25 protein-coding genes and 2 pseudogenes are annotated in these 25,889 nt (G+C 69.2%); 12 read left to right on the top strand and 15 right to left on the bottom strand.

The genetic code is table 11. The features are described 5' to 3' along the window. Window positions 1-183: 183 nt before the first annotated feature. The 3 genes from OG381_RS45010 to OG381_RS45000 all read left to right on the top strand — a co-directional run bounded on the left by OG381_RS45010 (window position 184) and on the right by OG381_RS45000 (window position 3,759). Window positions 184-1,290 (top strand): hypothetical protein, encoded by a 1,107-nt coding sequence (locus tag OG381_RS45010; protein WP_327721782.1) that lies wholly within the window; start codon window positions 184-186, stop codon window positions 1,288-1,290. Window positions 1,291-1,541: 251 nt separating this feature from the next. Continuing rightward, a complete protein-coding gene (locus OG381_RS45005; RefSeq protein ID WP_443061992.1) occupies window positions 1,542-2,807 on the top strand; it encodes an IS701 family transposase in 1,266 nt (421 codons plus the stop codon). A gap of 517 nt (window positions 2,808-3,324) precedes the next feature. Next, a complete protein-coding gene (locus tag OG381_RS45000; protein ID WP_327721780.1) occupies window positions 3,325-3,759 on the top strand; it encodes a hypothetical protein in 435 nt (144 codons plus the stop codon). A 147-nt stretch (window positions 3,760-3,906) separates the two neighbouring features. Here OG381_RS45000 and OG381_RS44995 read toward each other — a convergent pair whose 3' ends face one another. Further along, window positions 3,907-4,206: a hypothetical protein gene (locus OG381_RS44995; RefSeq protein ID WP_327721779.1), complete on the bottom strand. Its 300-nt coding sequence runs from the start codon at window positions 4,204-4,206 to the stop codon at window positions 3,907-3,909. A 668-nt stretch (window positions 4,207-4,874) separates the two neighbouring features. Here OG381_RS44995 and OG381_RS44990 point away from each other — a divergent pair. Further along, window positions 4,875-6,458: a hypothetical protein gene (locus OG381_RS44990; RefSeq protein WP_327721778.1), complete on the top strand. Its 1,584-nt coding sequence runs from the start codon at window positions 4,875-4,877 to the stop codon at window positions 6,456-6,458. Window positions 6,459-6,909: 451 nt separating this feature from the next. Here the strand turns inward: OG381_RS44990 and OG381_RS44985 are convergent, their stop codons facing one another. The 5 genes from OG381_RS44985 to OG381_RS44970 form a co-directional block, all read right to left on the bottom strand. After that, window positions 6,910-7,752 (bottom strand): hypothetical protein, encoded by an 843-nt coding sequence (locus tag OG381_RS44985; RefSeq protein ID WP_327721777.1) that lies wholly within the window; start codon window positions 7,750-7,752, stop codon window positions 6,910-6,912. A gap of 890 nt (window positions 7,753-8,642) precedes the next feature. Beyond that, window positions 8,643-8,726 carry a DUF6233 domain-containing protein gene (locus tag OG381_RS49750; RefSeq protein ID WP_443062069.1) on the bottom strand — a complete coding sequence of 28 codons (84 nt, stop codon included), beginning with the start codon at window positions 8,724-8,726 and terminating at the stop codon, window positions 8,643-8,645. 244 nt (window positions 8,727-8,970) lie between these two features. Next, a complete protein-coding gene (locus tag OG381_RS44980; protein ID WP_327722721.1) occupies window positions 8,971-9,390 on the bottom strand; it encodes an SMI1/KNR4 family protein in 420 nt (139 codons plus the stop codon). A gap of 33 nt (window positions 9,391-9,423) precedes the next feature. Beyond that, a complete protein-coding gene (locus OG381_RS44975) occupies window positions 9,424-10,632 on the bottom strand; it encodes an RNA-guided endonuclease InsQ/TnpB family protein (RefSeq protein ID WP_327721776.1) in 1,209 nt (402 codons plus the stop codon). Between the two features lie 381 nt (window positions 10,633-11,013). Next, complete coding sequence (locus tag OG381_RS44970; protein WP_327721775.1) at window positions 11,014-11,550, bottom strand: dihydrofolate reductase family protein; 537 nt, start codon at window positions 11,548-11,550, stop codon at window positions 11,014-11,016. 92 nt (window positions 11,551-11,642) lie between these two features. Between OG381_RS44970 and OG381_RS44965 the strand changes: the two genes are divergently transcribed. Further along, window positions 11,643-12,083, top strand: a complete 441-nt coding sequence (locus tag OG381_RS44965) for a hypothetical protein (RefSeq protein ID WP_327721774.1) — start codon at window positions 11,643-11,645, stop codon at window positions 12,081-12,083. 113 nt (window positions 12,084-12,196) lie between these two features. Here OG381_RS44965 and lexA read toward each other — a convergent pair whose 3' ends face one another. Together lexA and OG381_RS44955 are read right to left on the bottom strand one after the other, a co-directional pair. Continuing rightward, window positions 12,197-12,874 carry a transcriptional repressor LexA gene (lexA, locus tag OG381_RS44960; protein ID WP_327721773.1) on the bottom strand — a complete coding sequence of 226 codons (678 nt, stop codon included), beginning with the start codon at window positions 12,872-12,874 and terminating at the stop codon, window positions 12,197-12,199. A gap of 787 nt (window positions 12,875-13,661) precedes the next feature. Next, window positions 13,662-14,051, bottom strand: coding sequence for a hypothetical protein (locus OG381_RS44955; protein WP_327722720.1), 390 nt, complete (start codon window positions 14,049-14,051; stop codon window positions 13,662-13,664). 398 nt (window positions 14,052-14,449) lie between these two features. On the opposite strand from OG381_RS44955, the pseudogene OG381_RS44950 reads away from it, so the two are divergent. The 4 genes and pseudogenes from OG381_RS44950 (at window position 14,450) to OG381_RS44935 (ending at window position 17,645) form a co-directional block, all read left to right on the top strand. Then, window positions 14,450-15,141: pseudogene (locus OG381_RS44950) on the top strand (class I SAM-dependent methyltransferase). Between the two features lie 1,140 nt (window positions 15,142-16,281). Next, on the top strand, window positions 16,282-16,710 hold the full coding sequence (locus tag OG381_RS44945) for a hypothetical protein (RefSeq protein WP_327721772.1): 429 nt from the start codon (window positions 16,282-16,284) through the stop codon (window positions 16,708-16,710). A gap of 61 nt (window positions 16,711-16,771) precedes the next feature. Beyond that, window positions 16,772-16,963, top strand: a pseudogene (locus OG381_RS44940) (transcriptional regulator); the annotation flags it as partial. Between the two features lie 139 nt (window positions 16,964-17,102). Then, window positions 17,103-17,645, top strand: coding sequence for a GNAT family N-acetyltransferase (locus OG381_RS44935; protein WP_327721771.1), 543 nt, complete (start codon window positions 17,103-17,105; stop codon window positions 17,643-17,645). Here the strand turns inward: OG381_RS44935 and OG381_RS49745 are convergent. From OG381_RS49745 to OG381_RS44900, 7 genes are all read right to left on the bottom strand, one after another. Continuing rightward, window positions 17,629-17,769: a hypothetical protein gene (locus tag OG381_RS49745; RefSeq protein WP_443061991.1), complete on the bottom strand. Its 141-nt coding sequence runs from the start codon at window positions 17,767-17,769 to the stop codon at window positions 17,629-17,631. The genes OG381_RS44935 and OG381_RS49745 overlap by 17 nt on opposite strands. Window positions 17,770-18,092: 323 nt before the next feature. Next, window positions 18,093-18,947: an oxygenase MpaB family protein gene (locus OG381_RS44925; RefSeq protein WP_327721770.1), complete on the bottom strand. Its 855-nt coding sequence runs from the start codon at window positions 18,945-18,947 to the stop codon at window positions 18,093-18,095. A 54-nt stretch (window positions 18,948-19,001) separates the two neighbouring features. Next, window positions 19,002-19,493, bottom strand: a complete 492-nt coding sequence (locus tag OG381_RS44920; protein WP_327721769.1) for an MSMEG_6728 family protein — start codon at window positions 19,491-19,493, stop codon at window positions 19,002-19,004. 11 nt (window positions 19,494-19,504) lie between these two features. Continuing rightward, complete coding sequence (locus OG381_RS44915) at window positions 19,505-20,386, bottom strand: SDR family oxidoreductase (RefSeq protein ID WP_327721768.1); 882 nt, start codon at window positions 20,384-20,386, stop codon at window positions 19,505-19,507. A 72-nt stretch (window positions 20,387-20,458) separates the two neighbouring features. Beyond that, window positions 20,459-20,938, bottom strand: coding sequence for a hypothetical protein (locus OG381_RS44910; RefSeq protein ID WP_327721767.1), 480 nt, complete (start codon window positions 20,936-20,938; stop codon window positions 20,459-20,461). 15 nt (window positions 20,939-20,953) lie between these two features. Then, window positions 20,954-22,573, bottom strand: coding sequence for a phytoene desaturase family protein (locus OG381_RS44905; protein ID WP_327721766.1), 1,620 nt, complete (start codon window positions 22,571-22,573; stop codon window positions 20,954-20,956). Further along, window positions 22,566-23,063 (bottom strand): SRPBCC family protein, encoded by a 498-nt coding sequence (locus OG381_RS44900; protein WP_327721765.1) that lies wholly within the window; start codon window positions 23,061-23,063, stop codon window positions 22,566-22,568. Before OG381_RS44900 ends, OG381_RS44905 begins: the two co-directional genes overlap by 8 nt. Window positions 23,064-23,351: 288 nt before the next feature. On the opposite strand from OG381_RS44900, the gene OG381_RS44895 reads away from it, so the two are divergent. From OG381_RS44895 to OG381_RS44885, 3 genes are all read left to right on the top strand, one after another. Beyond that, entirely contained in the window at window positions 23,352-23,579 is a 228-nt protein-coding gene (locus OG381_RS44895) for a hypothetical protein (RefSeq protein WP_327721764.1), read from the top strand. Between the two features lie 75 nt (window positions 23,580-23,654). Further along, entirely contained in the window at window positions 23,655-24,524 is an 870-nt protein-coding gene (locus OG381_RS44890; RefSeq protein WP_327721763.1) for a helix-turn-helix transcriptional regulator, read from the top strand. Window positions 24,525-24,620: 96 nt separating this feature from the next. Next, entirely contained in the window at window positions 24,621-25,481 is an 861-nt protein-coding gene (locus tag OG381_RS44885) for an oxidoreductase (RefSeq protein WP_327721762.1), read from the top strand. Window positions 25,482-25,889: the final 408 nt, after the last annotated feature.

Raw genomic sequence — 25,889 nt, 5'->3', positions numbered from 1 at the left:
CGGCTTTGCCCACGGGAACGGGCAGCAGATCTGCGCGACGTCGGAAGGCACGCGGCACATCGATGATGCGAACGGTGACGCTTCCCATCGCGGCGGTCCGCGTCCCGCTCGGCGGATAAAAAACACGTTGGCCGGTCCGCCACGGGACTGCGATGATGCCCCCGTTCAGCAAGCGGAGGGCATTTGTTCGTTTTTGTGTGTGCTGGGTGTGGCGCCCGGCTGACCAACCCGCTGTCGCAGGTAGAGCTGCCGGCCCACGCCTATCAGAAGTACGGGAACGGGGTTCAGCTCCCGGTTCTCATGGAGTCGGGCACTTTTGCCGTGGAACCGGAGTCCTGGGGGCACCCGTGGCGGAGGTGGGAGGAGATCGATCCGGACGAGGCGGCGGCCCGCGGCATCTACGCTCCGGTCTACGCCGTGTCCGGTGGCCCACCGGGCACGATCGTCATCGCCCCCGGGGATACTCACGGCACCGTGCTCGTTCCGGAGCAGGCCGGCGGCTACTGCTGCGGCCTCGACTGGGGGGACGGCCCCAATATGGCTTGCGAGGCGTGCGGCCTCCCCGTGGCGAGCCGCATCGACGACTGCTCGCTGTGGCAGGCGGTCTGGCTGGCGCCGGACGCCGTGCACCGCCTTCAAGTCGATGAGACCGACACCGCGATCCTCTCCTGGGCGCAACTATTGGTGGAGGGGAAGGTCACGCCCCCGAGCGTGCCGCTCACGAGATGGGGCTCGCTGCTCGGGCTGAGCCACTGGTGGTCATGGAACCCGCAATGGGAGGCGGCAGCCGGCCGGGCGCTGGCCCACCTGCTGGCCGCCTCGGACGGCAGGCCGGTGACTGTTCCGCACGGCCTGGTCGCGGAAGTGTTTCAACGCGCCCTCGACGCCCTGCTGCCCGCAGTCCAGCAGGCCCGGCGTGCCGTCCTGACCGGACCCGGACTGCCCGCCCCCGATACCGACGCCGACATCGTCATCGTGCCGACCCACCCACAGACGGGGGAAGTCTGGAGCTCGGTCGGCCCGGCCGCATCGGCATACCCGGTGCCGCTGCCGTTCGGGGTGTGGATGTGGATGGCCTTCCCCCAGCCACACCTCCACTCCCCCGCGTCAGGAACCATGCCCGACGGCGTTCTCCGCGACGACCCGCCCGCGCCACGTCCCCACCACCTGTTTCGGACCGACCCGGGAACCTTCCAACACACGTTGGTCAGGTTGCCGGCCGTCCGCAGACCGTGGCTGCGCGAGATCCTGGAGAACCTCACGGACCACATGCGCGCCGGTCTCTTCTAGCCGACTGGCAGAGAGCGCCGGGGCTAACTCTCGTGAACTGCCGCAATGGAACAGAGGCGATGAGTTGGTGCCTCCCGAAATGGTCAACATCTGCCGTCCGTTCTCGGCCTCTGGCTCAATTTCCGCGACCTGCGCACGCTGAGCCACGGTTCATGAAAACTGGTTGATCCGGGTTCATAGCTCCTAGTAGGGCTTGGTCATCTTCACTCGTGCATGCGTGTCTCATGCTGGGTGAGTGTCGTTGGCGGGGTGTGACACCTGAGGAGATGGCCTCGGTCCGGGGGGACTTGGAGGCGTTCGCGGCGGAGTTGTTCGACGGGTTCTTCCGTGCGGATCAGCGGCGGTGGGGGCAGGCGTATGTGCGCGGGTTGCTGCTGGACGGGCAGCGCAAGTCGGTGGAACCGATGGCGGCCCGTCTGGGCGAGGACGGCAACCGGCAGGCGCTGGCGCACTTCATCACCTCCAGCCCGTGGGATCCCGCGCACGTGCGGGCCCGGCTGGCCTGGAGAATGCACGAGGCGATCAGCCCCGAGGCGCTGGTCGTCGACGACACCGGCTTCCTCAAAGACGGGGATGCCTCGGCGGGTGTGTCGCGGCAGTACACCGGCACCGCAGGCAAGATCACCAACTGCCAGGTGGGCGTCTCGCTGCACCTGGCCAACGACCGCGCCTCTGCAGCCGTCAACTGGCGGCTGTTCCTGCCCGCATCCTGGGACCCCGACGCGCCGGATGCCGACCCGGACAAGATCGCCCGCCGCGGCCGGTGCGGAATTCCCGCCCAGGTGGGGCATGTGGAGAAGTGGCAGCTGGCCCTGGACATGATCGACGAGACCCGGTCGTGGGGCATCGACGTTCCCCTGGTCGTCGCGGACGCCGGATACGGCGATGCCGCCGCCTTCCGGCTGGGCCTGGAGGAACGCAAGCAACCCTACGCAGTGGGCATTTCCTCGCGCCATACCGCCCAGCCCGCCCACGCCCAACCCGTCCAGCCCGACTATGCGGGCACCGGCCGGCCACCCAAAATGCAGTACCCCGAGCCTGCGCAGACCATGAAAGACCTGGTCATCGCCGCCGGGAAGGCGGCCGCGAGGCCGGTGTCGTGGCGCGAAGGCTCCCGGCCGGGCAAGGGGATCAGTGGCTTCAAGCGCATGTACTCGCGGTTCGTCGCCCTGCGGATCCGCCCGGCCGGCCGCGGCATCCGCCAGGCCACCGACGATCCTGAACTACCCGTGCGGTGGCTGCTGGCGGAATGGCCCGCGACCGAGCCCGAGCCGGTCCAGTTCTGGCTCTCGAACCTGCCCTCCGGCATGCCACTGGCCACACTGGTGCGGCTGGCCAAGCTCCGCTGGCGCATCGAACACGACTACCGCGAGATGAAACAGGCCCTGGGACTGGCCCACTTCGAAGGCCGCACCTTCAACGGATGGCACCACCACGTCACTCTCGTCTCCGCCGCCCACGCCTTCTGCACCCTGCAACGACTGGCACCAGACCCAAAAGACACCGCGCAGGCCTGAGCCTCTACCAAGTGGTCCGCGACCTGCAGACCCTCCTCGCCACCTGGACCGGCGCCTGCCCCACCTGCCACCGCGACATACCCACACCACTACGAACCTGACCAAGCCCTACTAGCTGCGGTTTCCTGCGGATGTCCCCAGCGCAGGGCGCTGGTGGTGCTTCGCCTTCGGGGCCGTCGCTTTGCCTGCCCCGTCGCTTCGTCCAGGCGACGGACGTTCGTTGAGCAGGTGCCGGGATTGATCCGGAGAAACGGCCGTCCCGAACTGGAAGCCCTCGCCGGACATGTCCGCTCCTTCGCCCAGATCCTCACCGAGCGGCAGGGCCAACGGCTGACCGAGTGGCTCGTCGCAGTCCGCCAGGACCACCTGCCCGGTCTCCACACACCCTCGCCGCCGGCATCGATCGCGACCCCAGCAGGCTTCGCACTCCTGAGGTTACGAGGGCTCCTCGCTCCATGACGGATGCCAACACGTGCAACGCTTCCGACAACGATCAACCCCACCGCAGGAGCCGCGAATGTCCAGGACCGCCGACATCGATCTCGTGTTCGCATGCCCCGTCACCGCAGGCGCCGTGGTGCGAACTCTGACCGGTGAGGGATGGTCGCTGCAGGAACCGCTCGGCATCTCCTACGTGGTCAACAACGACGACCTGTTCAACTGGCAGTCGACTTCAACCGACCGGGCAGCTGAGGTCCTGGCCTTGGTTGATTCACCGACCAACGTCGACCACCACGTCGGGGTCTGCATCTATCACTCAACTGCGGAAACCGGTGGCCAACTACTTCTTTATGCTGGCCGATCGCACTGTTCCTTCATCCCGACGATCGACCGGCGGGGCCTCTCCGGAGCCGCGGGCCTCACGGACATGGCCTGGTATCTCAACGCACTCGTGCCGCCCCTGCTTGCCCTGGGGCTGGCCAGCTACAAAGCGAGAGACCTTGCTGACTGAGACTCGCTCGTCAGCAGCTCTCGGTCGACACCCGGGCAGCACACGCATTTGGAAAGGCCTTCGCTGCCTACCCAGCCGGTGTCACTCACAGCCACGCGATCATGGAAATTGAGCCAGAGCCAAAACCCCTTCCACCCACCGGGCGCCTCACGATCCGTCCCACATTCCCAAACGCCTGAGCCGGCGCTGCCGAAGTCGCTCCAAAACGGCAGAGAGCGCGAAGACGAGTCCCATAGCCAGCCCGGCGAACACCGCGAATACTGGATCGTCGGGCTCCTCCTCACGCGACAGCATCAGCAGGAGGAGCGTCAAGGGAATGGCCACGCAGAAACCGAGGCCGATCGGGTGCCGGGCGGCCCATTTCTGCGTCCGAGTCGGACGCCGCTGCCCGCCCAAGGCCCCGTCCACAGCCCAGAACGCCTTGCCGAGAGACCGCCAGTTCGCCACAGCAGGAGGATAGGGCAGCCGATCAGCTGCCTCCTGGCCGAGGGCACATGGTCAGGCAGCGGCCCTGCCGGTCGGCCGAAAACTCATGGACGTAGGGGCCGATGCCGTGGCCATCGTCTGACTCAGCCGATACAGGTGTCCGGCCGATCGGTTGATCCAGTAGACAACAGTGAGCTGTCCGACCGAGGCGGAGCGGACAGCCTCGCCTTCAGGGTCGCGGGAATTGAAGGGCGGGAAACATCCCTCAGTATCTCGCGTGCGTGGTCGGTCAACTCCTTGGCTGTGCCTGCCGCTTGGGGCGACAGGCGGGCGAGCCAGGGCAGCCCGGCGTCGCTCACGTACAGGCTCCGAGGACCTGGTCCAGATCGATGCCGTCGGAGTCGTCGCTCCGGCCCGCGAGGAATGCGTCGACAGCCGGGGCGGAGATGAGGCGAGACCGCCAGGTGCGTACGACTGCGTGCCCAGTCCTGCTCGAAAGCGGGCACCCATGCGTCGGCGCACCGGTCGGCGCGCAACTCCTGAAGCAGCTGGGCGGGGGCCGACGCGGCGGGGGCTTCCTCGGGGCTGCGCACTCATCGGACCCTCCTGACAGGTCGTATCCGAGTAAGGCGGCTAAGATCGCGGACAGGGAGAGCCAATAGGCCGGTTGACACCTCGGGGGCACAAACATGCGGACGCCTGAGCGGATTTGGGCGGACGCTGATCTCCCCACACGTCGGCTCGCCGGGCTGGCTCTCAACCCGTCCGCGCCGGAGAGCATCCTGCTGCAGCTGCTCGCCGTCGGTCCGCTCGCAGTACGGATGGTGCTGTGCCGGGACCGCATCCTGCCCGACGCCGTCGTCGACGCGGTGATCGAGCATCCTGACGCCTACACCCGCAGCTTCTTCGCGCGTAACCCCTATGTTGATCCGGCCCAGCGAGTTCGACTGCTGGACGATCCCGACTGGTTCGTCCGCGCCCACCTCGCCGACGGACCCCGAGCGGCTGCCCCCGCCTCGCCCAGACCTTTGCCCGACGAGGCCGTCGTCCACATGATCAGCACGTATGACGACGAATTCCTGGGCGGTTTCTTCTACCGGCAGATCTCCACCGGGCTACGCCGATCCATGCCCACGCATCCGGTCGCGAAGGTCCGCCGCTGGGGGGTCGGCAGGTGGACGGTCCTGTCCGCGGAGACACGTGCCGCCCTGCTGAGCGACCCCGACGACACGGTCCGGGAGACAGCGCAGCGGCATGCGCGCCACCAGGATCCGGCGTGGGTGGAGAGCGCGCTCCCTGACCGACCGTGCCACGCCCGCTCGGACATGCTGCTCCACCACGCCCTCAGCACAGGCGTAGTGCACAGCGTCCTCGCCAGTCCGGCCGGCGAAGAGGACAAGGCGATGATCGCCGTCAACCCCACCCTCCCTCCCGACGCAGTGGTCCTCCTGGCCGCCGATCCGATTCCGGAGATACGGAGCCTGATCGCGCAGCACGCAGACCTCAGACCCGCCGAGCGCCGCGCACTCGTCGGCGATCCAGACCCGGACGTGCGCACGAAGGTCGCGTACCGCGCGGACTTGGGACCGGCAGAGCGCCGCGTACTCGCGACGGATCCCGACCCCAACGTGCGGCTGGCCGTATCCGTCCACCCAGCATTGAGCGAGGAGGAACGGGACCGGATCGACTACCAGGTCCCCATGGACCATCTCTTCCTCTTCCACCCTGCGCCCGAGGTGCCGCGGGATCCCGGGACCACCCGCCGGAACGCGCTCTCCAACCACCCACTGCTGCGCCGGCAAGCAGCCAGGGACCATCTGCTGCCACCGGACCTTGTAGTGCGCCTGGCCGCCGACGACGACCTCGGCGTGCGCGTCCTGCTGGCCCAGAACCATCCAGACGCTCCCGCGCCGCTTCTGCTGCGCAGCTTCCTCGAGTACACCGGACCCGAGCGCAGCCACCTCACCACCCGGCCGAACTTTCCGACCGACGGACTGGCCGCCTTCGCCGACCACGAGGACCCCGAGGTCCGGGCCTTGGCTACACGCGACCCCGAAACTGAGCCGGAAGCCATAGAGCGGCTCACCCAGGACCCGGACCCTGACGTGAGGTTTGCGGCGACGCGCCACCCGAACCTTCCGCAGTCCCGGCTGGCAGTACTCCTCAACGACGAGGAGTTGGCCCACCCTGCAGCTGCGAACCCGGCTCTGGACATGGACACGATCCGCCGACTGGTGGCGACGGACGGCCGACAGGCACGGCCGCCGGCGTAGTGGAAACTCCTGGTTGATCGCTGCGCTCTGTGAAGAACGAGTTGGGAAACACGGCAGAACGAGGATTCGCCTCACCGGTGTTCCGAAACCATTTGCCGCTCAGCTCAGAGAGAGGGCGATCACAGGCGTCGCCTACGTGACGGTCTCGATCATCCAGGGGCAGACACGCAGCGAAGAAGGTCAACTCAAGCTCGCACTCCGGTGTAATTCAGATGCCCGCCCGCGGGCCACCCCGCTACGGTGGCCCCTGTTCAGGTGCGCAGGCTGCGGTTACTTCTCCTGTAAAGAATCCGTACCGCCGCCGACTTCGATCTCTGGACGCTCAAGACCACGAGCCGCCCGCCACGGGGGAAACCGGCGGGCGGCCTCGTCATGTCGCCACAGCAACCGGCACAGCTGTCGGCGTACGGACTGCTCACACCGGCGTCTCGCCGACGCGCAACAGCACCAGCTACGGGTGTTCGCCGAGTTGGAGGAGCCCTGCGAGGGAGAAACACAGGGCGCCGGTCAGGGTGCCCCAGTTGGCGATGTCGGCGTTGACGAGGCTGTCGGTGGCGGGGCGAGTGTAGGCAGCGAGCGCGGAAATCATGAAGAGGCCGGAGCCGAACTGATTCACGGCGACGATCCACCAGCCGAGGCTGCGCGGGCGCAAACAGGGCCGACCATGGCAGACCTCAACGAAGCCCAAGTGGCCGGAGACCAGGAACAGGGCGCAACCGATCACATCGGGCACCCAGATCAGCCGGTTGACCTGATGGGCGTTCAGACCCTGCAGGAAGGAATCCAGCAAGTCGACGGCGAAGACGAGTGTGCCCGCGAACAGGACGAACGTGCTCAGCCAGTCCACCCGCATCGGCTCGTAACTCCACCACCGCCAGCCGCCGGTGACCAGCCGGCCTTCGCCGCCGCCCTCGTGGCGGGGCGCATTGATCACCTGGAGCAGTGACACGTACCCGCCGGTACTGAAGAAGAGGCCGCCCGCGAAGTAGATCGAGGCGCACTCGGTGGCATCGCCAGAGCCGAACTGGGCGACGGCCGCACCGGCGGCGAAAAGGGCCCCGCCGATGACGAAAGCGATCGCCGCGATGACGTTGAGTCTGTTCAGACGGGCGATGGCAACGGCGTCCGCACGGATGTGCCGAGCGGCCGCCGCACCGTGGGGACGCAGAGCCAGTACTCCGCGCCGGCGGGCCAGCCGCGACTCCCACACGGCGGTGCCGCCGCCGGGCGGGCGCCAGGTGAGCCGGGTGGTGAACGGTCCCGCGCCATCGGCGCGCTGCTCAGGCTGTGCCACAGGCCCAGCCGAGAACGTCAGGCACGATCGCAGGAGGGGTGAGACGTCCTGCCGGGCCGTCGCCGCGGCCTGCGGGGGTGGGGCATGGTGGCTCCCCCGCCTGGTCTCGGCGGTGGGATGCGCAACGTGGCCGGTCCATGCGGGCGGGATGGCCGCGATACCGCCCCCTTCCCCGGGGCCGATGGGCGGGTGTCGTGTGGTGCCGCGCCACGTGTTGCCGACCAGGGTTGACCCGCTCCACGGGGGCAGGGCCGGGACAGGGCACTGCCTCAAGACCGGCAAGCAGGCGGCTGCGTTGCCTCCTGCGGTGGAGGGCTTGCCGAAGAAGAAGACGACGACGGTGACGACGACGGTGAGCAGGGTGCCGACCGGGCCCATCAGGCTCACCGGGATCCGTACTCCGGTCTGCGTTCCGGCCGGAGAAGCCTCCTGCGTCACTCATGGCATTTCCCTGGTCAATTGACGCTTGGGGCGCCTCACCTGACGCACCCCTGAACACGCAGCGACTTTGCCAGAAAGAGTCACGTAAAACGGTCATTTCATGCGTGTTTATCTGCATCAGTTCCGATAGTCGACGCGACCACCATGGGATACGAGGCGCATGAGCCAGAAAGGGAACTGCGACCACCTCGCAGGGGTGCCGAGAGGCTATCGGCGTGCAGGCGTGCCGAGGAGTACCGGCCCATCTCCGACTGAAGCAAAGTCCTTCTATGTCGCCCTGCCAGCCCTCCCGCCCCCCCTGCCTGAGCAATGCGGTCAACGAGATGGCCGCAGAACTCGACCAGACGGCCACCTCGGGCGGGATCGGGGCGAAGGAGGAAGCAGCGGATACAGGCAAAATGGCTCCAGCAGCGAAGAAGGCAGCCCACAAGCCTCGAAAGAGCGCCTCATCATCGGTCGATGTGCGAGTCGGGTCGGCAGTGCGGGCACGGATCCACGCCATCCGCGAGGGCCCGCAGCGCGGCCTCCCGCACCACGCCGGTCGGCCACGGCCGGATAGAGCTGACACGCGATCTCCTGGTCGACTACGCCATCGTGCTAGGCATACGCGCCGACGACCTGGCCACACTGAGCGGCCTCAAGCTGCAGGACCGCACGGCGTCCCCGTCGCAGGCCGTCGTCGACGTGACCGGCCTCATCTGGGACGTCCGCCGTCTCGCGCCGGACCAGATACAGCACCTGCGCGACACCGCGAAGAGCACGAGTCGATCCCGGCGACTACAGCTGATACCAGTCGTCGCCACCTTCGCGAAGCGAGCGCATGAGGTAGTCCCGCAGGTCGCCGGCCACCCACCGTCTGCTGTCGCTCGCGTGCTCCCACACGAAGATGTCGGGACGCTGCGGTCTCTGCACGAAGGCGAAATGATCACCACCCCCGTTGTCTCCGAAGAACAACAGGGCATCAAACGGCATATACAACTGGGCAAAGGACGGGTCGGACCAGAAGAGACGGTTCCGCTCGACGATCTGGTCGAGTGCCCAGACGGTGTCGACCGAAGTTGGTCCGATCACCCCGTTGCTCTCCAGGAGCATGTGCCGCAGCTCTGCGGGGAGCTCACGGCCCAACCGTCGCTCGGCCGCGGCGAGTTCGGCGTCATGAACCGGCTCCCGGAAGCCGACATCGGGAAAGGCCTGCAGGGCCGTCTCTCTCCACTTGACTTCCTCCCCCGCCTAAAGGCGGGGGATTCCAGCGGTCGCCCGCTGGGGTTCCTGCTTCACCGACGACCGCCCCGTCCGGGAGGACTCCCGTTGAGGTCTTACACCGTCTCCACAGGCAGACGCCGCCAGCCCGGCGGCCAAAATGTTGCGTGCCGCATTCACGTCGCGGTCATGCACCGCGCCGCACACGCACGTCCACACGCGGACGTTCAGCGGCATCTTCGCCGCGACCGTCCCGCAGTTCCCACACAGCTTGCTGCTGGGAAAGAATCGGTCGATCACCAGAAGTTCACGCCCGTACCAGGCGCACTTGTACTCCAGCAGGGAGCGCAGGTCCGTCCAGGCCGCATCACTGATGGCGCGTGCGAGCGTGCCGTTCTTCAGCAGGTTGCGCACGCTCAGGTCCTCGATCACGACCGTTTGATTCTCGCGGACGAGTCGAGTCGACAGCTTGTGCAGAACATCGCGGCGCCGGTCGGCGATCCGCGCATGCACCCGGGCCACCTTACGGCGGGCCTTCTCCCGGTTCGCCGAACCCTTCGCCTTGCGCGACAACTCCCGCTGCGCCTTCGCCAGGCGGGCACGGTCACGCCGTTCGTGCCGGGGATTGGCGACCTTCTCGCCGGTGGACAGGGTCACCAGGGAGGTGATCCCGGCGTCCAGGCCCACCGCGTTCGTGGTGGCGGGGGCCGGGGCGATGGTGTCCTGGCACAGCAGGGACACGAACCAGCGACCCGCCGCGTCTCGGGACACCGTCACCGTGCTCGGCTCCGTCCCCTCGGGCAGGGGGCGCGACCAGCGGATGTCCAAAGGGCCGGCCATCTTCGCCAAGGTCAGCTGTCCGTCGCGCCAGGTGAAGGCACTACGCGTGTACTCGGCCGACGCCCGCGACTTCTTACGGGACTTGTAGCGCGGGTACTTCGCACGCTTGGCGAAGAAGTTCCCGAACGCCGTCTGCAAATGGCGCAGCGCCTGCTGCAACGGAACCGAGGACACCTCCGCCAGAAAAGCGAGTTCCTCGGTCTTCTTCCACTGCGTCAACGCGGCGGAGGACTGCACGTAGGAGATGCGGCGCTGCTCGCCGTACCAGGCCCGCGTGCGCTCCTCCAAGGCCTTGTTGTAGACGAGGCGGACACAGCCGAACGTGCGCGACAACTCAGCCGCCTGCACGCCGGTGGGGTAAAAGCGGTACTTGAACGCCCGCTTGACCTGCTCCGCCACACCTCACAGCGTATCAATTTCCGTGTGGACAAAGGGAGTCGGCCGGCAGACGGCGCACGCCGGTCCGCCTGGGCGGCGAACCGGCTTCCCCTGCCCTGCTCCGCCAGAGCTTCGATTCCTCCCCGGCCTGAAGGCCGGGGTATCCACGAAGGACAGACCCGATGATCAGAATCGTAGTGACCCGGTCCGCTGACTACATGCTGAGCCCCGCCAAGCAGAAACGCAGTCCGGGTAACGACGCCACGGCCTTCGTCCTTCGAGTTTGGCCCACTTCCGCCACGACCACGGCGCCGCGATCCGAGCGGCCTCGGGCGCCGCGCTGGGGGCGACTTGCCCCACGGGATGAGGGCCATGACAGCAGGCCAGTAGTTGCGACCGCGCCTATTTGCGCACGTGGAAGCGCAGCATGGTGACCCCGCCCGACTGGACGTTGCTGAACGGTTCCAGGTCGATCCGGTCGAGGCCTGGCGGCGCGAAGCGGACGCCGTCGCCCAACAGCACCGGCAGCACGTACACCAGGATCTCGTCGACGAGGCCGCGTTGCAGGCACTGGGCGGCCACGTCGGCGCCGAGGATCTCCAGGTTCTTGTCGCCGGCGGCGCGGCGTGCCGTGGCCACGGCTTCCTGGACGTCGCAGGTGAGGAAGGTGACGTTGGGGTCCGGCTCGTCGGGCGGGCGGTGGGTGAGGACGAACTGCGCCCCGCCGTCGTAGCCGGTGTTCTCGTCGGACATGCGCTTGCCGACCTCGTACGTGCCCCGGCCGATGAGCATGGCGCCCGTGGCCGCCATGACTTCCGGGAACGTCGCCGACGTCATGTGCTCGAAGATCCAGTCCATCGTGTGGCCGGGACCGGCGATGAACCCGTCGAGGGACATCACCCTGTTCACGACCACCTTGCCGGTGCTCGCATTCGTCATGCGTCTTCTCCAGGGAGGTGGAGGGCCGGGATCGCATCATAGGTCGGTGAGGGGCATCTTCTCCGGCGGTAGCCGCGACCTGGACCTGTGCCATGACGTCCACTGCGGTGTTCATCATCGACGTGTTGATGCTGGCCGTGTCCGATCTCGCCTTCGAAGCCCGGGACTTCCGCTTCGCGGCGCTGCTGACCCTTCAGGGCCAGAACGTCGTGAGGCGCGGTGCCGTCGGGTTCGGCCTGGCGGAGTTCGGCTCGGGTGCGACGGAGCGGGAAAACGCCCGCGCGAACGGATCCATGGTGTGTGGCACAGCACTCGCAGCGAGCGGACATCGCTGGAACGAACTGGGCTGCCACCCGCCCCGCGCCGCAGTGGCCGGGTCAGAACGTGCCACAACAGTTCCACCGGAATTTCCGCGCGGCGACCTGGTTGCAAGGAAGAGCCGGCCCTGGAACTCGGCGCGGCCAGACCGGACCATCAGCCCGGCGATGGACTGGCGGGTACTCTGGGACCGGCTGGCCACCTTTTCCGCCTGACGTCTTCCTGACATCACGGGCGTTGACAGGTATCCCGTCAGACACCGTTGGCTGGGCTGCGTTCGGCCAGGCTGTCGGTCCGCTGCTGGGCAGCCGCCGTCTTGTGTGGGTGATCAGAGCAGGCGCAGGACGCCGACGACCTTGCCGAGGATCTGCGCCTGGTCGCCCGGGATCGGCGCATAGGCGGGATTGCGGGGCATGAGCCACACCCTCCCGTCCTCTTCTCTCCGCCGCAGCACCTTGACGGTTGCTTCGTCGTCCAGCAGCGCGGCGACGATGTCGCCGTGGTCGGCGCTGTCCTGGCGCCTGACGGTCACGATGTCGCCGTCGCAGATCGCCGCGTCGATCATGGAGTCCCCGGACACCGTCAGGGCGAACAGGTCCCCGTCGCCCACGACTTGGCGGGGCAAGGAGTACACGTCCTCGACCATCTCCTCGGCGAGAAGCGGCGCGCCGGCGGCGATCCGGCCGACGAGCGGTACGTCGACGGGCGCCTCACCGCGGTTGTTCAAGTCGGGTGCCCATGAGGGCCTGACCCGGTAGGCGCGAGGACGGTGCGGGTCGCGGTAGAGAACGCCCTTGCTCTCGAGCGCCATCAGTTGGTGGGCGACCGAGGAGGTGCTGGCGAGATCCACGGCTGCGCCGATTTCCCGCATCGACGGCGGATAGCCCTGCCGGCCGACGAACTCCGTGATGTAGCGGACGATCGCGGCCTGGCGCTCCGTCAGCTCGCCCGCGGCGGTCCGCGGGCCCGGAGGGCGGCCTCGACGAGCGTGGCTGGTGGCATCCATCCGGGGCACCTCCATACAAGATCAGCAGAACGTGACCTTAACCCGCCACCCCTTACAAATGGAACATTCTTTCGGCTTCTGGGGCGGAGTGACTGCAGGCCTCGCGCGTCGGCCGCGCTCTGCGGCCCACTGCGCGGGCGAGGATGAGTGCTTTAAGGACCCTCGGAGTCACTGCGCGCAGCCGCGAGTTCGATGCCGCGCACGCGACGAAGCCAGTTGAGGAACAGGCGCATGGCGATCCCGCACACCAGCCCCGGCCCTCGGTGAGCAGGGCGTGAAGGCCATCGGCGTGCTGAATGTAGAGAACATGCGCGCCAACGCCGGTGGCGACAAGGCTGTTGGAGCGTGACGGAGATGCGATGACCCAGTCGCTAGGGGCCCAGCCATCCCGACAGGTCAGGCCGACGGATGAGCAGGGCGGCGAGGAGAAATCCGCGGGCCAGGCGGTGACGCTGCCTTGGGGTCAGCCCTGCGTCCGGGGCATCGCTGCTCGCCAGGATCGCCTGCCACTCACTGCGCAGATGTGTGCGGCGCGAACCCGCGATCAGCACCGCCAAGGCGGTGGTGCACTGGGAAGCCCGACGAGACCCGACGAGAGGGGCTGCGGCGGTGAAATATCGGCCGCACCAGCTCCGGGTGTTGCACCGCCTTCACAGCAGCCAACACGCGGCAGTGTCCCTGAATGATCGATTCCAAAGGATGCCTGGAGGTGGTCGACGGCCGAAGCCACCGCGAGACCCTCAGGCGGCGGGCTGCCGGTCGTGGTTCTCGTGGTAGCAGCAGGCGGTCAGGCGTCAGGGTCGACTTCGGGGTGCGTGAACCGCACGGGCTTGCCCAGCGACCGGGCGTAGGCGATTTCGGCTCGGGTGCTGTCTCCGATGTAGCCGCCGACTACGAGCACCTCATCAGCAAGCCGGATCTTCGCCCGGTGCAGATCGTCGAGTCGAACCTTCAGCGCCTCGGCCTCGACAGGACCGGACCAGAGTGCGTGCGGCGACTTCATGTCACAGCCCGGCTTGACGACAATCTTTCCGGCTTTGGTCTCCCGCAGATCGGCCTCGGTCATCTCGGTCATGAAGCGGGTGGAACCGCAGATCACGACGATACGCGGGAGGCTCAACAGCTTCTTCGCCTCGGCGAGCTTCTCCTCAGGGGTGAGCACTTGCGGATATGACACTGGTTCCTCCTGGTGGTGTGGCCCAAGGGCTGCCTGCGGAGACGAGCCGGCCGACAGGGACGCGATCGTCGCCGTCCACCAGGATGGCGCGGACAGCTTTCCTCCGCGGCGGGGAGGTCGGCATGACCTCCAGAGTGGCAACGTGCCGTGGTCGTACAGGGTCATGGACAGTGGCCATGCGGGCGTCCAGCGACCCTACCGGTCGGTGGCGGAGCGGCGGCTGGTGTCTGGTCCACGCCGAGCACCAGGACCACAGGCCCGGCGGTCGCTGTGGCGGTGCGCAGCGGGCGGCGGTGCATCGGGTCCTCCTTGGCGGGCGGCCTGGCCGTCAAGTGTCCTTCGAGGTGAGATTCCCCGGGAGCTGCCACCCGGCCGGCCGTCGCCACCAGGATGAGGCAGTGACGAGTACCGCAGATCTCTCGCACCACTACGGTCGCGTCCGCGCCGAACGCGATCGCGCCGTCCCGCAAACCTTCCACTGGACCTGCAGTCAAGACGGCGGTCCCGGCTCGGAGGCCCTCGGCCATCTGACGGGCCGCATCGTCGGCGACCTGGGGGCCGGATCTGCCCGGCACGCCGCCCATCTGGCGGTTCACCACCTCCCCGCCGGCGTCGTCGCCGTCGACGGCTCACCCGCCCAGTACGACAGGCCTGCCACGCTGTTCGGCCACCTCGCACCGCGGCTGCGCATTGCCTCAGCCGACGCCGTACGTCATCTGACAGCGCATCCTGACACCTACGACGTGCTGTACAGCGTCTTTTCGGCGCCGTCGACTTCACCGACCCGCGTTCGCTGCTGCCAGCAACCGCAGCTGCTCTGCGCCCGGGTGGCCGTTTGGTGTTCTCCACCCTGGCGCACTGTCTAAGCGGCCTGCCCGCGCAGCCTGACGTCGTGGCTGCCGACATCCCGGCGCGGACCCCCGAGGGGACGGAGACCACGATGCGTCGCTGGGTGCTTCAGCAACATGTGTGGGTGAAGCTCCTGGGCGAGGCCGGGTTCGCCGGCATCGACGTGGACCTCCTGCCCTCGCCGGCCGCTGGGCCTCGTTGCGCCGCCACCCTTCTGGTGACGGCCCATCGCTCTTCCTGACCGCTGGCGCTCCCTGGAGATCTACGCCTTGCGCGCGGCCGCCGCACGCGGCCAGCGAGCCGCCCGGGTGTGAACAGCCTGTCACCGGTCTGCCGTTGGGCTGCCTCCCGGCCGGTTCAAGCGTGGCCAAAGCCTGAGCCGTACGGGTCCGGGAACAAAAGTCGGCGTGCGTGCAGTGCCTCGCTGGTGCCGGGGATGTAGTGCCTCACAGCGTCGGCGACATCCCTACAGGGCCGGGCCTGGCCCCGGGCCGTGAGCCGAGAAAGCCGCAGGGCCCGTCCGCGCTTGCGGACGGGCCCCACACTCGAGCGCCGGGCAGGCCTTGCACCTGCATCTCCCCGCAGGAAGCGGGGCGTCTTTCCTTGGACCACCAACGCAACACCGGTTGGCCCGAGTTGCGGCCACCAGCTCGTGATCAAGTCTAGCGTGCCGGAACCACTGGCTTCCACTCGAGGCCCGACCGCAACCTCGCGTACAGGAACACAGCATCTCCAGGGCGGCGGAGGTGAAGATACGGTCCGTGCACTGTGGGGCGGGGCGCAGGACCACCACGGGCTTGGTGGGGGTGGGAGGCAGGATGCTCACAGAACTCCTTGCGTGCGTACGGGTATCGGCTGGCCCGTCGGTCACCGCTCGGCGCGCTTGACGCCGATGACCAGGGGGGCGAGTTCCTCGGTCGAAGCGGTGGCTGATTGGCAGTGGGAGCGCTGCTCGGTACGCAGGCCGAGGATGACCTCCCCGACCTCCGTGCTGACGAGTTCCGGAGCCCCGCGCGAGGGCCCGGGCCATGGCCACCGGATATCGAGCGCACCGCGCGCCTCGCGTTGGGAACGCTGCCACTGAGTCGGCTGGCCCTCTTGTCGGCTTGTCGGCGCGCCCTGCCGTCTCCCACTTGGCCGGCAGGGTCAGCGGGGCCGCTCGGCGGCGGGCTTGCCGGCCGATGAACATGTTCTGCCAGAGGGTGAGGTCATCGAGGAGGGCGAGGTCCTGTGGAGAACCGCCTCGGTGCCCAGGCACCTTGCCTCGCCGGGGTGGTCGTGTGCTCAGCTCCTCGCCGATCCGTTGCTGATGATGCGCGGAGATCTGCGCAAGGCGACACCTTCGTGATCCATACTCTGTGGCGGAAGCTTCGGGGAGGGCATGTCCTTGCAGCACAGCGGTGGGATTACACGAGCAGTCAGGCGAGCAGCGGCCGTTGTCGTTGCCGCTGTCCTGATGAGCAGTTGTTCGTCGGACGATCCAGCGCAGGCCAAGGAGCGGCAACGGGATTACTGCACCAAGCTGGGGTCCTGGCAGGACGCGGCGCACGCCACAACAACCGGCGAGCCAGACGCCGATGCCGGTGACGGACAGAGTGTCCAGTCGCCCGAGTTCGATAACACCGAATCGGCAGGGCATGCGGTCATCGAGGCCTCGAAAAGGCTTGACCGGGCAGGCCTGGAACACGGTGGCACCGACATCCTCGATGACACCGTCAACGCGGTCGGCGGCGACATCGGGGCTGAGGGTCGTGCAGTGTCCTACTGCGATAGCTCAGGTTTCGAGACCTTGGTCAGTTCGGCTGGCTAGTGCTGTGAGCGCATGGGTTCGCCGGGTCGTTCAGACCGCGGCGGCGAAGGGGCGTCTGCCCCTGGAGCGCGGCAACCTCACCGGCGTCTCCCCCGCCGTGCTCGAATCGATCGCCCGCGCACTCCAGTTGGACGAGGTCGAACGGGCCCACCTGCTCCACCTGGCCCAGGCCCAGGAAGGCTCCGACACACTTGCCCGCCCCCGGTCACGCTCCAGCCGACAGCGGGCCCTGCCCAAGAGCCTGCATCTGACGCCACCGAGGCCCGGAACCCACCCGTCAGGACCGGGTACTGCGGACCCGGACGGCGGACCGGCCGGGGACGACTGACGGCCACGGCAGGCAGGCGCCCCATCTAGCCCTGGAGAGCTCATGAGTGATCCAGAATGATTGGATGGTCACGCTTGAGACTCCCCGATTGATCCTGCGTCGCTGGCGCGAGGAAGACGTTGCGCCCATGGCTGCCGTCAACGCCGACCCCGCCGTCATGCGGTGGATCCGTGACGGCAGCGTCCTTGACGAACAGCAGACTCGCGTCCGGGTCCGGGCATGGGAGAGCGAGTGGGAGTCGCAGGGCTTCGGCCTGTTCGCCGTGGAGATCCGGTCCACTGGCCAGCTTGCCGGGTTCACCGGCCTGTCGGTGCCCAACTTCTTGCCGGAGGTACTGCCGGCGGTTGAGGTCGGCTGGCGGCTGGGGCGTTCCCATTGGGGGCAGGGCTTGGCCACCGAGGCCGCTGCGGCTGCTGTCCGGTTCGGGTTCGAGGAGCGAGGGCTGGAGCGGATCGTCAGCATCACTCAAGTCGGCAATGAGGCCTCCGAACGAATCATGACCAAATTGGGGATGCATCCGGTTCGTGAGACGGTCAATCCCACCGGGGGCCGGCGGGTGCGGGTGTTCGAGTTGTCGTCGGACCAGTACGTCAGCACCACTCGTTGACGGCGGCGAGGACAGGGGCGTCGTCGCGGACCGCGAGTTTCTCGTACCTCGTGGCTACGGCCCCCAGGGCCGAGTCGAACTGCGGGGAATCCGCGCGCTGTCCGGCCGTGATCACGATGGACATGGGCTTTCGGCCTCGTTCGACGGTCAGGTGCAGCTTGGTGGTCAGGCCACCGCGCGAGTGTCCGAGGCCGTGGTCATCCGGCTCGACGGCGACGCTGCCGGGCGGCTCCGTCTGCAGTTCCCCCTTTCCCTCGCCCCGGCGGCGTGCTGGTGGGCCCGGTACACCGTGCAACCGACGCTGATGTCCCAGGTGATCACCTCGTTCGCGTCGGCCCGAGCCTGCACAGGTCGTACGTCCGGCCCCACGGTCGGAACTCAGCTGGCAGGTCCGCCAGGGGATGCCGGTGCGAACCCGAACCCCTTCGGTACACGTCCCAGCCGACCCTAGCCGCGGGCCTCTCGTGGGGTCATGGCCCAGCGGATGGTCCGGGTCAGGGCCTGGCCGGTGGGACGCACGGCGAGGTCGTCCAGCAAGGGCAGGCGTGGCAGCCACAGCATGTCGCGGGCCCAGGAAGGCAGGAGAGCTACGGCGCTGGCGGCGAGGCCGCCGTAGAACGGGCGCACCACCAGGGGTAGTGGGGGCCGGAGGAGGAGGAAACGGGCGGCGGCTCGGGCTTGCGGGGTGGCGTGCAGTTCGGGGAGGTAGGCGGCCAGGCGCTCCGACAGTTCGCGGCGGTCTCGGGGTGGCGCGATGACGCCCAGTGCTTCGGCGACCCGTGCGGTGTCAGCGACGTAGGCGTCGTAGCCGGCAGGGTCCAGCGGGTGGGCTCCATACCGTTGGTGGGCGCGCAGGAAGCTGTCCGTCTCGGCGGCGTGAACCCAGGCGAGCAGGTGCGGGTCGGCCGCGTGGTACGGCGTTCCGTCGGTGGTCGTCCCGCGGATGCGGTCGTGGATGCCGCGGACGTGGTCGACGGCCCGCTGGGCATCTTGCGCGGTGCCGTAGGTCGTCACGGCCAGGAAGGTGCTGGTGCGCTGGAGGCGGCCCCATGGGTCGCCGCGGTAGCCGGAGTGCCCGGCCACCGCCGCCATGGCGAGGGGGTGCAGGGACTGCAGGAGAAGTGCGCTGAGGCCGCCGATGAACATGGAGGCGTCGCCGTGGACGGTGCGGATCGGGTGGTCGGGTGCGAACCAGCGTGGGCCCGGGGTGTCATGGATGCGGGCGCGGTTGGCCGGTCCGTCGGGGCCCGCGACGCGGCGGAACAGGGCCTGGCCCAACTGTTCACGGACTGTCGTCAGCATGGTCGGCCTCCCCTCTTCTGCTGCTTTCCAGTGTGCGCGGGCCCGTGCATGGGGTTACCGGCCGCCGACGGGTGCCTGCTGCGGCTCACGGTCCGATGCCGGCCACACATAGGGCAGGTCAGCTGGTGTGTCGGGGAACAGAGCGGCGTACACCTCCGGTTCCTTGCGGATTAGTGCCGAGCGGTGGCTTTCGTGGAAGGCTTCGTCGCCGAGCCAGGGCGGCAGTTCGCGGACGGCGGCCAGTTGCGACTGCTCGCGCACCGCGGCGCCGGGCCGGTGTGCGGCCAGGCCGGCGACGAGCGAGGCGGCACAGCTGTCCTGGTGTCCCTGCGCGCGCCAGACCCGGCAGATCTCCAGGCCGTACCGTACGAGTGCCTCCTCGTACCCCGTCCACATCCGTACGGCCGGGTGTCTGCGCCAGCCGTATCCGGGGACGGTCAGGCCGCGCAGCACCTGCAGGGCCTCGACCCGCTGTTTGCCCAGCCTGCGCCGGTCCAGCACCAGGGCCGTCTCCCGGAAGTCGGGGTGGGGCAGGAAGGTCTGCATGGCTCACCTGCTCACTTCGTGTCCGGCGCGCGGGCCGCGCGGTCGGCGAGGCCTCCTGCGCCGAGGGGGCCGGTGTATTGGACGGGCTCCTCGGCCTCCAGACGGGGCAGCGCGCGGCGTGACACCCGCAGCACCAGGGGTGGCAGGGCCGCGCGCACCGGTTGGGCCAGCCGCAGCCAGGCCGGCGCGTACACGGTCGTACGGCGCCGCTCCAGACCTGTCACCAGGCGTGCTGCAATCGTTTCCACCGGGTGGACGCGGCGGGCCGGCGGGGGCATGTGGGTGCGCAGTTCGCGCAGCACCGCATACCGGTCGGCGTCGCGGATCATGTCGGTGTCGGTCCAGTTGAGGTAGCCGATGCCCACGGCGACGCCCCGGTGCGCCACCTCCGCCCGCAGGGAGTGCGCGAAGGCTTCGACCCCCGCTTTGGATGCGCAGTAGGCGCTCATCAGCGGAGCGGCTCCCAGCGATGCCAGCGAGGCGATCTGGAGGAAGTAGCCGGCCGTGTCGAGGAGGTCCGGCAGGAAGGCCCGGGCTGTGTGGGCGCTGCCGGTGAGGTTGACGTCGATGACGCGGCTCCAGGCAGCCGGATCCGAGGCCAGGAACGGGCCTCCTTCCGCGATGCCCGCGTTCGCCACGACGGCCGAGGGCGGGCCGAGATGAGCTCGCACGGCGGCGGCCGCCGCGTCGAGCGCGGCCGGGTCGGTGACGTCGACCTCGATGGCCAGCGCCGGGCCCGGCAGGGACGCGGCCACCGTGTCCAGGGCGGCCTTCTCGTGACCGAGCAGCGCGACCCTCGCGCCGCGGCGGGCGATCTCGCGGGCCATGGCCGCGCCCAGACCACGGGCTGCTCCGGTGACGGCGACCGTCCGGCCGGCGAGCGGACTGCTCACGGGCTGACCTTCCTTTCCGTCGGACTGTGCCTCTGCCGACACTTCCGTGCCAACGGGGTGTTCGGATGCACCTCAGGACTGCGGGCCCGGTGGGCACGCGGCGTGGTCGGGGTGGCCGGGGGTGCGGCGCTCTTCCTTCATCTCGGCCTCGTACAGGTGGTCGCGGCCCTGCGCGAGCTCCGCCACCGCGCTCGACTCCAGCTGCTGGAAGGGGCGGTAGTAGGTGGCGTTGTAGGCCTCGACGATCTGGAAGGTCCAGTGCCCGGGGATGACATTGCGTCCCAGGATTTCCGCGCGGACCTTCTCGGCCCATTCGGGGTGGCCGGCTTCGCGCAGCAGCCGGACGGCACGGTCCAGCTCCAGGTCGGCGCCACCGGTCAGCTGGTGGAAGGCGTACAGACTGCCTCTGGCCCGCTCGGTCGTCTCCAGGGCCTTGGACAGCGCGCCGAGGGCCTCGACGGTCTTGTCGTCGACCCCGGGCGGCCGCCGGTGGTCGCGGTCGGGGCCGTCCGGGCTGTCGGGGCTGTCGGGGGCTTCCTGGTCGTGGTTCACGGGTTCTCCTGGGCGTCAGCGGCGGGCTCCGGTGCGGTCGCGGCGGGTCAGCAGGCGTTGGGCGCGGGCCAGACCGGGTGGCCGGTGGCGGTTCAGTGCGGCCCGGGCGGCGTTGGCGCCCGGTGCGCCGTGGACGCCGCCGCCCGGGTGGGCCCCCGCGGAGGCGAGGAAGAGGCCGGGGACGGCGGTCTCGGGGCGCCCGGTGCCGGGGGCGGGGCGGAAGACGAGCTGCTGGTGGATCGCGGTCGTGCCTCCGTTGATGGCGCCGCCGTGCAGATTGGCGTCGAGGGACTCCAGGGTCGGGGGCGCCAGGATGCGGCGGGCGCGGACAAGGGAGCGGAAGCCGGGCGCGAAGCGTTCCACCTGGCGTTCGACCCGGTCGGCCATGAGTTCCTGGTCCTTGGTGTCCCAACGGCCGGTGATGCCCTCGTCGCCGGCGTCGGCGCGGATCTCGTGGGGGAGGTGGGTGTAGGCCCACGCCGATTCGGTGCCCCGCGGGGAACGGGTGGCATCCGCGGTGGTCATCTGGCCGAACAGCAGGAAGGGCCGGTCCGGTACCTCCCGCATGGCGATCTGCGCGGCGAAACGAGTGAGCTCGTCCACGCCGTCGGCGAGGTGCACGGTGCCCGCCCGGGACGCCTGCTCGGCCTGCCAGGGCACCGGGCCGTCCAGCGCCCAGTCCACCTTGAACGTGGCGAAGTCCCACTGGAAGCGGCGCAGGTCCTCCTGAAGCTGCGCGGGCAGGTGCTCGGGGTCGAGGAGATCGCCGTACAGGGCGGGCACCGACACGTCCGCCAGCACCGCCCGGCGAGCCACCACCCCATCACCGGTCGCAGTCCGTACGCCGACGGCCCGCCCGCCGCGCACGACGATCCGCTCGACGCGCTGCCCGCAGCGGATCCGCCCGCCCCGATCCTCCAGGCGGCGCGCGAGCGCCTCGATCAGGGCGCCGGAACCGCCGACCGGGACAGGAAAGCCGTACGTCTGTCCCAGCATGCCCATCAGCCAGCCGAAGCCGCCGCTGCCGGCCGACTCAGGGGCGAGATCGGCGTGCAGGGCGTTGCCGGCCAGCAGCAGCCGGCCGCCCTGCCCGCGGAACTCCTCCTCGCCCATGCGGCGCACCGGCAGGACCAGGGTGCGTGCCAGGCGCAGTCCGCCCGCGACCCGCAGCCGCCGGGCCAGCCGTGCCGTCGCGCGCACGGGCGGGAAGGGCGTGAACAGGGCGTCCAGGATGTCGGGGCGCAGAGATTCCCAGACGTCGTGCAGTCGCCGCCAGGCGGCCCCGTCGCCCGGTGCGAAGGCGTCGAGGGACGCGGCGGTGGTGTCGATGTCACGGTCCAGGAGGGCGCAGCTGCCGTCGGTGAGCGGGTGGGCGAGCACGCTGGGCGCGTGACTCCAGCGCAGCCCGTACCGGTCCAGGCGCAGTGCGGTCAGGATCGGCGAGGCGGCCGCGAGCGGGTAGAAGGCGCTGAAGATGTCGCTGACGTAGGCGGGATCGACGCCTCGGTCGTGGCGGACGGCGCCGCCCGGCTCCGGCTGCTCCTCCAGCACCTCGACGCTCCATCCGGCGTCCGCGAGCAGGTTGGCGGCGACCAGGCCGTTGGGGCCCGCTCCGATCACCACGGCGTCAGGCATGCCCGGCTCCCGCCACACCCTGCACCGACGCCTGTCGCGGAGCCTCCCGGGCTTCTCGCACCTCGTTCTCGCACAGCCGGGCGAGGCGGGCCAGCATGGTGCGGTGGCGCATCTGGATCAGCGCTTCGAAGCCGACGTTGTGCAGCCGGCCGCCCGCGCCCTGGAGGGGGTGCTCGTCCACGATCACCAGGCAGTGCTCGCCCCACGGCCGTAGTTCGATCGCGATGCGTGCGGTGCCCAGCGGTCCGGCGTGGGCCTCCAGTTCCAGGTCCACGCCTTCCTCGCAGCGGCGTACGACTGTCTCGTTGACCAGCTTGAGCGGGCCGAGCGGGACCTGGAAGCGGATCGCCGCGTCCCGGTGCGGCCACTGCCCGCGAACCGGCTCGGAATGGGAGGTTCCCACCACCCACTCCGCGTACCGGTGGCCGTCGGCGAGGACGGCCCACACAGCGCTCGGGCTGACTTTGATCAGACGGTGGCGAACGGCCACGGATACCTCCAAGGGACTGTCCGGAGCGGGTTGCCCGTCGGCGGTGCCCCGAGTGCCCGAGCCTGGCGAGTCCAACCGGCACCCCCGGGGCCGGGCTCTTTCCCGTGGTTTCGCCTGCTCGGACGTGTGATCGCCCGGCGCTCGGTTCACCCAAGGCCCGGAACGTCCTCGGGGTGGGCGGGGCAGGCCTCTCAGCAGTCGGTTGCGGCCGCGGTCGGGCACGGTCCGCAGGAGGCGGTCGGGCACTGCTCATGACTGCGGCAGTGCGTCGGTGCGGACCAGGTCGCCATGGCCGAGCACAGTGGCCTGTCGCAGTTCACCGTGGGCCGGAGCTGGCGGCAGTTCCCGCTCAAGGCGCATCGGGCGGACACCTTCGAGCTGTCGACGGACCCGCTGTTCATCGAGACGGTCTACGACGTCTTCGGCCTGCACTCGGTGGACGAGAAGCTTCTGTCCGCCATCGGCGCCCAGGACACAACTCCCCGCGCGCACGAACTCGGACGCCCGCAAGCCTGAGTCCGAGGAGCCTAGGAGTATCGCGGCCACCTTGCGCTGCTGCTTCGGACGTACGGCGGGGCTACCGTCGATGGCATGGACAGCGACAACCTCCTGGGGCAGTTTCTGCGAGCTCGACGCGGCCTTGTGCGGCCCGAGGACCAGGGCGTGCCCGTTTCCGGCCACCGCCGTGTGGCGGGCCTGCGCCGGGAGGAAGTGGCCATGCTGTCCGGGCTGAGCACCGACTACTACGTGCGCCTGGAGCAGGGGCGCGAGAGGAACCCGTCGGTGCAGGTGGTCGACGCGCTGGCCCGCACGCTGATGCTGGACGACGAAGCGATCGCCCATCTGCACCAGCTGGCCCGGCCCGTGCCGGGACGCTCCCGCAGGAGCACCCGGCGCCAGCGGGTCAGTCCCTCTCTGCTGCAGATGATGAACGGCTGGACCGACACACCTGCCGTGATCCTGGGGCGTTGTATGGACGTACTGGCCCACAACGCCCTGGGCGGCGCCCTGTTCGCGGGACACACCTACAGCGGCGACCTGATGCGGCTCGTCTTCCTCGACCCCGACGCCCGGGACTTCTACCCGGACTGGGACCGCGTCGCCGCGAACACGGTCGGCGGTCTGCGCGAGGCGGCGGGAACCGACTACGACGACCCGCAGTTGATCGAGCTGGTGGGCGAACTGTCGCTCAAGAGCGAAGAGTTCCGCAGATTGTGGGCGCGCCATGACATCCGCCAGAAGAGGCACGAGACGAAACGCTTCCGGCATCCGGTAGTTGGCGAACTCACCCTGACCTACGAGTCGTTGACCATCAACAGCGCGCCGGGGCAGCAACTGGTCGTCTACCAGGCCGAGCCCGCCGGCCCATCCGCCCACGCGCTGTCGCTGCTCGGCAGTCTCACCGCGACGGAGACGGCGCGGGCTGCGGATTCCGCGCAACAGGACGTCACCACGGACTGACCGGCCTCACCACGACCGCCATTCCTTGGAGTTCGCCGCGCCCGTACGCCGCGGTGCCTCACTCAACCACGCACGTCACGAAGGAACATATCCCCCATGTCTGCAGATGCTACGCCCGTCTGGTTCATCACCGGCTGCTCGACCGGACTCGGCCGCTCCCTGGCAGAGGCGGTCCTCGAGCGGGGCTGGCGAGCGGTGGTCACCGCCCGCGACCCGCGGTCCATAGCGGACATCGTCGCCCGCCACGAGGACCAAGCGCTGGGCCTCGCCCTCGATGTCACCGACGCCCAACAGATCGACCAGGCCGTCGCGGCCGCGCAGGAGACCTTCGGCCACATAGACGCACTCGTCAACAACGCGGGCTACGGCTACCTCGCCGCTCTCGAGGAGGGCGAGGACAACGAGATCCGCGCCCTGTTCGACACCAACGTCTTCGGTCTCGTGGACGTCACGCGCGGTGTCCTGCCGGGCATGCGCGCCCGCCGCCACGGACACATCGTCAACGTCTCCTCACTCGGCGGCCTGGCCGCCTTCGGCGCCACGGGCTACTACCACGCCACCAAATTCGCCGTCGAAGGCCTCTCCGAGTCGCTCGCGGCCGAGGTGTCACCGCTGGGCATCAACGTGACGATCGTCGAGCCCGGAGCCTTCCGCACCAACTGGTCCGGCCCCTCCATGCGCCAGTCGGCCACACGGATCGACGACTACGCGGACACCGCCGGCGCCCGCCGCAGGAGCACCCTGGACACCTACGGCCACCAGCCCGGCGACCCGGACCGCGCCGCCGCAGCCATCATCGAAGCGGTGCGGTCCGACAACCCGCCGCTGCGCCTGCTGTTGGGCAAGGTCGCCCTCGACGTGGCCCTGGCCCGGCTCGAAACCCTCCGGACCAACTTCACCGCCTGGCGCGACGTCACCCTCAGCGCCGACTTCCCCGACGAGCGCACCACCGTCTGACACGAACGGCCCCTCCCTGGAGGCCCATGCCCATCCTGGCGATCATCGGAGCAGGACTCGGAGGATCACCCACGAGTTGCGGCAGCAGCGTCGCGGTCATGTCCAGGCCGGGCGGCCAGTCGGACCCCCGGAGTGTCCCGTTCGCGTCCTGTCGGTCGGCGATCGCCACCGCCAGGGGCAGGGCCAGCGGATTGCCGCCCGTGAATGACAGCACGCCTGGTGTGGCCCCGGCCGGGGCTCCCGGTGCGTACAGGAACGTCGTGGCGTCGTCCTGGGCCAGATTCCGCAGCGGCACCACGCGCAGCAGTCCAACCCGTCCCGGGTCCGCGACCCAGCGCGGGTCGGGGGCCGTACGTCCGGCGACTACCGCGCCCAGCGGGAGTCACGGCACCTTACTTGCAGCCTTCT

This window comes from Streptomyces sp. NBC_00490 (assembly GCF_036013645.1).
Taxonomy (GTDB): Bacteria; Actinomycetota; Actinomycetes; order Streptomycetales; family Streptomycetaceae; genus Streptomyces; species Streptomyces canus_F.
The sequence above is the reverse complement of the archived record's forward strand: the minus strand, read 5'-3'. Positions and strand labels throughout refer to the sequence as shown.

What these genes read in the sequence shown, in the direction of transcription:
- OG381_RS44905 (WP_327721766.1), bottom strand. Translation starts at nt 22,573, where the DNA reads ATGCCTGACGCCGTGGTGATCGGAGCGGGCCCCAACGGCCTGGTCGCC.
- OG381_RS45000 (WP_327721780.1), top strand. Translation starts at nt 3,325, where the DNA reads ATGTCCAGGACCGCCGACATCGATCTCGTGTTCGCATGCCCCGTCACC.
- OG381_RS44965 (WP_327721774.1), top strand. Translation starts at nt 11,643, where the DNA reads ATGACGTCCACTGCGGTGTTCATCATCGACGTGTTGATGCTGGCCGTG.
- OG381_RS44895 (WP_327721764.1), top strand. Translation starts at nt 23,352, where the DNA reads ATGGCCGAGCACAGTGGCCTGTCGCAGTTCACCGTGGGCCGGAGCTGG.
- lexA (WP_327721773.1), bottom strand. Translation starts at nt 12,874, where the DNA reads ATGGATGCCACCAGCCACGCTCGTCGAGGCCGCCCTCCGGGCCCGCGG.
- OG381_RS44920 (WP_327721769.1), bottom strand. Translation starts at nt 19,493, where the DNA reads ATGCAGACCTTCCTGCCCCACCCCGACTTCCGGGAGACGGCCCTGGTG.
- OG381_RS44925 (WP_327721770.1), bottom strand. Translation starts at nt 18,947, where the DNA reads ATGCTGACGACAGTCCGTGAACAGTTGGGCCAGGCCCTGTTCCGCCGC.
- OG381_RS44970 (WP_327721775.1), bottom strand. Translation starts at nt 11,550, where the DNA reads ATGACGAATGCGAGCACCGGCAAGGTGGTCGTGAACAGGGTGATGTCC.
- OG381_RS44935 (WP_327721771.1), top strand. Translation starts at nt 17,103, where the DNA reads ATGGTCACGCTTGAGACTCCCCGATTGATCCTGCGTCGCTGGCGCGAG.
- OG381_RS49745 (WP_443061991.1), bottom strand. Translation starts at nt 17,769, where the DNA reads ATGTCCATCGTGATCACGGCCGGACAGCGCGCGGATTCCCCGCAGTTC.
- OG381_RS44945 (WP_327721772.1), top strand. Translation starts at nt 16,282, where the DNA reads ATGTCCTTGCAGCACAGCGGTGGGATTACACGAGCAGTCAGGCGAGCA.
- OG381_RS44990 (WP_327721778.1), top strand. Translation starts at nt 4,875, where the DNA reads ATGCGGACGCCTGAGCGGATTTGGGCGGACGCTGATCTCCCCACACGT.
- OG381_RS44890 (WP_327721763.1), top strand. Translation starts at nt 23,655, where the DNA reads ATGGACAGCGACAACCTCCTGGGGCAGTTTCTGCGAGCTCGACGCGGC.
- OG381_RS44885 (WP_327721762.1), top strand. Translation starts at nt 24,621, where the DNA reads ATGTCTGCAGATGCTACGCCCGTCTGGTTCATCACCGGCTGCTCGACC.